General features: G+C 38.2%; 7 protein-coding genes and 1 tRNA gene. 6 read left to right on the top strand and 2 right to left on the bottom strand.

Going from position 1 to position 6,322, the window contains the following annotated elements; genetic code table 11:
• Positions 1-108: 108 nt before the first annotated feature.
• The 6 genes from FL972_RS19335 (at position 109) to rplT (ending at position 5,521) form a co-directional block, all read left to right on the top strand.
• A complete protein-coding gene (locus FL972_RS19335; RefSeq protein ID WP_144607610.1) occupies positions 109-672 on the top strand; it encodes a hypothetical protein in 564 nt (187 codons plus the stop codon).
• A 177-nt stretch (positions 673-849) separates the two neighbouring features.
• Positions 850-2,067: a 6-bladed beta-propeller gene (locus FL972_RS19325; RefSeq protein WP_144607608.1), complete on the top strand. Its 1,218-nt coding sequence runs from the start codon at positions 850-852 to the stop codon at positions 2,065-2,067.
• 205 nt (positions 2,068-2,272) lie between these two features.
• Positions 2,273-4,222 (top strand): threonine--tRNA ligase, encoded by a 1,950-nt coding sequence (thrS, locus tag FL972_RS19320; protein ID WP_144607607.1) that lies wholly within the window; start codon positions 2,273-2,275, stop codon positions 4,220-4,222.
• Between the two features lie 84 nt (positions 4,223-4,306).
• Positions 4,307-4,858: a translation initiation factor IF-3 gene (gene infC / locus FL972_RS19315; RefSeq protein ID WP_091650677.1), complete on the top strand. Its 552-nt coding sequence runs from the start codon at positions 4,307-4,309 to the stop codon at positions 4,856-4,858.
• Between the two features lie 24 nt (positions 4,859-4,882).
• Positions 4,883-5,077, top strand: a complete 195-nt coding sequence (gene rpmI / locus FL972_RS19310; protein WP_091650680.1) for a 50S ribosomal protein L35 — start codon at positions 4,883-4,885, stop codon at positions 5,075-5,077.
• A 99-nt stretch (positions 5,078-5,176) separates the two neighbouring features.
• The gene (gene rplT, locus FL972_RS19305; RefSeq protein WP_091650682.1) at positions 5,177-5,521 is read left to right on the top strand and encodes a 50S ribosomal protein L20; all 345 of its coding nucleotides are present in this window, start codon (positions 5,177-5,179) and stop codon (positions 5,519-5,521) included.
• Between the two features lie 81 nt (positions 5,522-5,602).
• Here the strand turns inward: rplT and FL972_RS19300 are convergent, their stop codons facing one another.
• Both FL972_RS19300 and FL972_RS19295 read right to left on the bottom strand, forming a co-directional pair.
• Entirely contained in the window at positions 5,603-5,911 is a 309-nt protein-coding gene (locus FL972_RS19300; protein WP_144607606.1) for a GIY-YIG nuclease family protein, read from the bottom strand.
• 312 nt (positions 5,912-6,223) lie between these two features.
• Positions 6,224-6,297, bottom strand: a tRNA-Met gene (locus FL972_RS19295).
• Between the last annotated feature and the right edge of the window lie 25 nt (positions 6,298-6,322).

The following is a 6,322-nucleotide window of genomic DNA, read 5'->3' as shown; positions in this document are numbered from 1 at the left end:
AGTTTTTGAAAGAGGCTAATTGGGAATTTTCCTCGTTTTGATTCTATTTGAAGATTATCAATTACTTAGGTAAATGGAAATCAAAAAATGTTATAAACCCGCTACACCATGAATTACAAATCCAAATTTATTCTTTTCGGTTTTTCTCTGGTTTTATTGATTAGTTCCCCATCTATTTTTGCTCAAACCAACTCCCAAACCTTTACCTCAAAAAATGCTGTTTACCTTGAAGTTGGAGGAAGTTCTGGAAGATATGCAATCAACTACAGCAAGATTTTTCATCAAAAAGGAAAGCTAAAATTGAATGCCAGTGCTGGTTTTTCTATGTGGCGTAATAAAATAAATGATTTCAAAACGTATTGGCTTCCCGTTATTCCTTTGGAGGTTACTGCCTTATATGGCAAGTTAAACTATCATCTGGAAATGGGTTTTGGATTTACCTCACTCTTAGATAGAACTTTATTTTTTGATTCAGGATCATTAGAATTAGACGAAAAAGTTGTTTTTGATGCATTTATTCCTCTAAGAGTCGGATATCGATATCAAAAACCTGAAGGTGGATTCTTTTTTAGAATTGGTTATACTCCGTTTTTTAATGTTCCTGTAGGTGGCAGAAAAAATTGGAATTTTGAACCCAGATTTGCTGGAATCAGTTTTGGTAAGAGTTTTTAGAATTCTAGATTTATCTTTCGAGCTAGATAGTTGGATCGAGAACATCTTTAAATTCTTCCGGGTGTACTTTTTCCATCGCATGACCTACCTGGATGTGCCCGATGCTAATCCCTTTGTGGTAAAAGTCAGTGCGCAGATTATTTTGTGATTTTTTGAATTTCTAACTAATATTCCTTTGTGAAGAGCCTAAAACTACTATCAATCTCTATCCTATCTTTTTATATCACGTCCTGCTCCAAGGATGAAAAAGCTCGTTCTAAACAGTTAAACGAACAACTTGAAATCATCAAAGTTGACCTTTTTGAAGCAAGAGAAGGAAAACTGTCTGAATTCTTTGAGCCATCTATTGAATATATCTGGCTGAAGGATGAAAGTGAAGAGTCTCAATTGAATGCAGGATTACACCAAATTACCTTTTACAAGGACAAAATTCTCACCCTTGATATATTTGGATGTAAATGCATAAAAATTTTTGATAGTAGTGGGAACTACTTAACTAAAATTAGAGCATATGGAGAAGGACCAGAAAAGTATTTGGATTTCGATAAATTGATGGTAGTAAAGGATGAAGTTATTCTCCTAGGAGTACATCCACCCAAATTAATGTGGTTTGATCTAGAAGGAAACTTTATCCGTGAACAAAAACAGGAAATTCATTTATCGTCGGGTGCCTATGAGGAAAAGACTGGCAGGTATTATTTTTTAAGGTCTCCGTTCACAGCGGAAGATTTCATGATATTGAGTTTAGACTCGGAATTCCAAGACACGGTCTATTCCATTCCTAGAAACCCAGATCAGTATTTTGGTAATTTTTCCAGTAGAGATTTTTTCATTGATCAAGGAGAACTCCTTTATTTTTCAATGACTTTCCATGATACCATATACCAGATAGGTGAGGGAAAAATTAAGCCTAGATTAGTTTTGGATTTTGGAAAGTATGGCCAAGATGTAGGAGAGTTCAAAGAAAAGATGGATGAGTTGAGTGGCCTGGAACAAATGGATTACCTTAATAATAAAACCAAACTACATTATGTACCAAACTCTTGGTATCTGAATGATGAGTACTTTTATTCCTTGTTTAGGTATGAGGACAAAATGTATAATGTCTTTTTTCACCGAGAAACCCAGCAAACTTCAGTGATTGATTGGATTATTCAAGATGATATAGATGGAGGGTATAATCCACATTCTATCTTATTTCATTTTGGTAATGATAAAGTTGGAGTTAAAATCCCTGGTAAGACCCTTTACAAAGAATTGCAAAAGAAAAAGGCAGAGCTTGGGCAGAAGGGCTTTGAAGAGTTTGTTAAAGGTAAAGGGAAAAACTTTGCTCAAACTGCTTTTGCGGCAAAAGACTCTGAAAATCCAGTTTTGATTGTCTATACCTCGAAATGATTGATGGTTTTCAAAAAGGAAATTAAATAGACGCCTTATGCAAGAATATATTTTAATGCATTCCATTTAAAAAGTGAAATACAACTAAAACTCTTGAAATAGGTGGTCATTTCTATATTCATAAGCTTTATATTTTTTGATTGCATCCGTCTTGTGCATATTTGCAGCTTAATCAATCGCCTGTTTGTAAAGGCTTATTTATTTTATGTCACAACAAATTAAAATTACCCTGCCCGACGGATCGGTGAGGGAGTACGAAAAAGGAACTACCGGACTACAGATTGCTTCCAGTATAAGCGAGGGTTTGGCCCGGAATGTTCTTGCTGCAAAAGTCAATGGTCAGGTTTGGGATGCTACCCGACCTATTCAATCAGACTCAGAAGTTCAGTTATTGACTTGGAATGACAATGAAGGGAAAAATACCTTCTGGCACTCCTCCGCTCACTTGCTTGCTGAAGCTTTGGAAGCATTATACCCCGGAATCAAATTTGGTATCGGACCTCCCATTGAAACGGGTTTCTACTATGATGTAGACTTCGGCGATCATACTTTGGATGGCTCTGAGCTAGAGAAGATCGAACAAAAAATGATCGAATTGGCTCGGGAAAAAAATGAGTATATCCGAAAGGACATTTCTAAAAAAGATGCTGTTTCCTTTTATCAACAAAAAGGCGATGAATATAAATTAGACCTATTGGAAGGTCTGGAAGACGGCACTATCACATTTTATGAGCAGGGAAACTTCACGGATCTTTGCCGTGGTCCTCATATCCCCAATACCGGTTTTATCAAAGCGGTTAAGTTAACCAATATAGCCGGTGCTTACTGGAGAGGGGATGAGAAGCGTAAAATGCTGACCCGTATTTATGGGGTTACTTTCCCAAAAGCCAAGGAATTACAGGAGTACTTGGTCATGCTGGAAGAGGCCAAAAAGCGGGACCATAGAAAGATCGGAAGAGAATTAGAACTATTTACCTTCTCTGAAAAAGTGGGAATGGGCTTGCCTTTATGGTTGCCTAAGGGAACTTTATTAAGAGAAAGATTAGTTGCTTTCATGAAGAAAGCTCAGGATAAGTCAGGCTATCAGCAGGTGACTACCCCGCATATTGGGCATAAGGCCTTATATGAGACTTCAGGGCATTACGAGAAGTATGGCAAAGATTCTTTTCAGCCAATTGCCACTCCGCATGAAGGAGAGGAGTTTTTATTGAAACCTATGAACTGCCCTCACCACTGTGAGATTTACAAGCATAAACCAAGATCCTACAAAGACTTACCAATTCGATATGCTGAATTTGGGACGGTTTATCGCTACGAGCAAAGTGGAGAATTGCATGGCTTAACCCGTGTAAGGGGGTTTACTCAGGATGATGCGCATATTTTCTGCCGCCCAGATCAAGTGAAAGAAGAGTTTATTAAGGTAATTGACTTGGTATTGTATGTTTTCAAGGCTTTGGGCTTTGAAAATTATACAGCTCAGATTTCGTTGAGAGACCCTGAAAAACCAGAAAAATACATCGGTTCTACAGAGGCTTGGGAAAAAGCTGAAGCGGCAATCATCGAAGCTGCGGCTGAAAAAGGATTAGATACCGTTACCGAATTAGGGGAAGCAGCATTTTATGGTCCTAAGTTAGACTTTATGGTCAAGGATGCCCTGGGCAGAAAGTGGCAATTGGGAACTATACAGGTTGATTATCAGCTTCCTGACAGATTCCAGTTGGAATACATTGGTTCGGATAATGCCAAGCATAGACCGGTGATGATTCACAGAGCACCTTTTGGCTCCTTGGAGCGATTCGTAGCGGTATTGATTGAGCATTGTGCAGGTAACTTTCCATTATGGTTATCTCCAGAGCAGATTAATATTTTGCCAATTTCTGAGAAGTATATTGAGTATGCTGAGGAAATAAAAGCTATTTTAGATGAAAATGGAATCAGTGGTTCAATTGACAACCGAGATGAAAAGATTGGTAGGAAAATCCGTGATTCTGAGGTTAAAAAAGTACCTTTTATGCTAATAGTGGGCGAAAAAGAGCAGGAAAACAGAAAACTTTCTGTGCGAAAGCATGGGGAGGGAGATCTAGGTAACTACTCTCCGGAGGAGTTTATAAAGTATTTTCAGGGGATTATTTCAGAATCGCTAAGCAAGGATTAATTAGGTAAAATTTTATTCTGCTTTTTTGAAAAGGAAATAATTCCGATATTTGCAGTCAATTTCACAAAAACAACAAAAGCTAACTTGAGAGACAGACAACCAAACAGAGGTCGAAGAGAAGAACCATATAAGGTAAACCAAAAAATCAGAGCCCGAGAAGTAAGATTAGTAGGGGATTTCGTAGAAGGAGGTAATGCAGTATTACCCTTAGACAAGGCTATTAAACTTGCCGAAGAAAATGATTTGGACCTGGTTGAGATTTCCCCAAATGTAAATCCGCCCGTATGTAAGATTTTGGATTATGCCAAATTCAAGTACGAGCAGAAGAAAAAACAAAAGGAAATTAAAGCTAATGCAGCGAAAGTTGTTTTAAAAGAAATTCGGTTCGGACCTAATACAGATGATCACGATTTCAACTTTAAGTTGAAGCACGCGATCAACTTCTTAAAAGAAGGTGCCAAAGTGAAAGCTTATGTGCACTTTGTTGGACGAAGCATTGTATTTAAGGAAAGAGGTGAGATGTTATTGCTGAAGTTTGCGCAGGCTCTTGAAGATTATGGAGCAGTTGAGCAGCTTCCAAAATTGGAAGGAAAGCGAATGAACATCTTCATTGCACCGAAACAATCGAAGAAATAATTTCAACTAAATACAAACAGCAAAATGCCAAAAGTAAAAACCAAATCTTCCGCTAAAAAGCGATTCGCTTTGACCGGAACAGGAAAAATCAAAAGGAAGCACGCTTACAAAAGCCACATCCTAACTAAGAAAGCTACCAAAAGAAAGAGAGAATTGACCAAAACTGGTTTGGTTCACACTTCCGATGAAGGTAGAGTAAAAGACATGTTGAGAATCTGATCAGCCTGTCTCATTAATTAAGGTTTATTTATTCACCAGATGCTTTGGTCTAAAAGATTTCGATAACACGGAACACCAAGTGTCAAAAAACAAAAAACTATGCCTAGATCAGTAAACGCGGTAGCGTCCAGAGCAAGAAGAAAAAAAGTGCTTAAAGCCACAAGAGGATACTTCGGAAGAGGTAAAAATGTGTGGACTGTAGCAAAAAACAAGTATGAGAAAGGTCTTCAGTATGCGTACAGAGACAGAAAAGCGAAGAAGAGAGAATTCAGAGCTTTATGGATCCAGCGTATCAATGCCGGTGCAAGAGAGCACGGTATTTCCTATTCTCAATTTATGGGTATGTTGAAGAAAGCTGAAATCGAGTTGAACCGTAAGGTATTGGCTGATTTGGCTATGAACCACCCAGAGGCATTCAAAGCTGTAGTTGAAAGAGTAAAATAAGGTTTGCTGACCTTATTTTGCGGAAAGCCTTCCCTTTTTGGGAGGGCTTTTTTGTTTAATAAGTATTTAGGTTAAAGTATATCAAAGACCAGTAATCTCTAAATTAAACTTGGATGTAAATCCCGTGCTATCAATAAAATTGGGAAGAACATAATTTTTTACCCACTCTCTTCCTTTTCCAGATTTAAGTTCTTTTTCTTTTTTTAAAGCATCTTTTTTAGAGTCGAAAAACTCGACAAATACAACCATCCATGGCCTATATTTAGTTGTAAAACCTTTTGTTGATTTAAAATTGTGAAAATTGAACCTGGTGATTAAATCAGAGGTCATTCCGGTGTAGGTTTTACCAGTTGAAGGCGAGAAGAGTATGTAGACTACAAATTCATCCATTTCCTAAAAATAAAAAAGGCCTCTGAAAAATCAGAGACCTTTGTAGTCCCGAAAGGATTCGGGAGGAGTTGAACCTTTGTCCGCCGCGCCTGTGCGCCTTGGCGTAGCGGATATGAATACTGCGCTCTAACCAACTGAGCTACCTCGCCAGAATTTTTTTAATCACTATTTCAATATTTCAGGAGTTGCACCTGTTTGCGACAGGCAGGCCCATGTCCGCCGCGCCTGTGCGCCTTAGGCGTAGCAGATATGAATATTGCACAGTTTTTATGTCTTGGAATAAAAAAAGGCTTCCGTTTCCGAAAGCCTTTGTAGCGAGGACGGGAGTTGAACCCGTGACCTCAGGGTTATGAATCCTGCGCTCTAACCAACTGAGCTACCTCGCCAGATTTCTTTTTAAATCACTATTTC

Source organism: Algoriphagus algorifonticola (assembly GCF_007655305.1).
Classification (GTDB): Bacteria; Bacteroidota; Bacteroidia; order Cytophagales; family Cyclobacteriaceae; genus Algoriphagus; species Algoriphagus algorifonticola.
The sequence above is the reverse complement of the archived record's forward strand: the minus strand, read 5'-3'. Positions and strand labels throughout refer to the sequence as shown.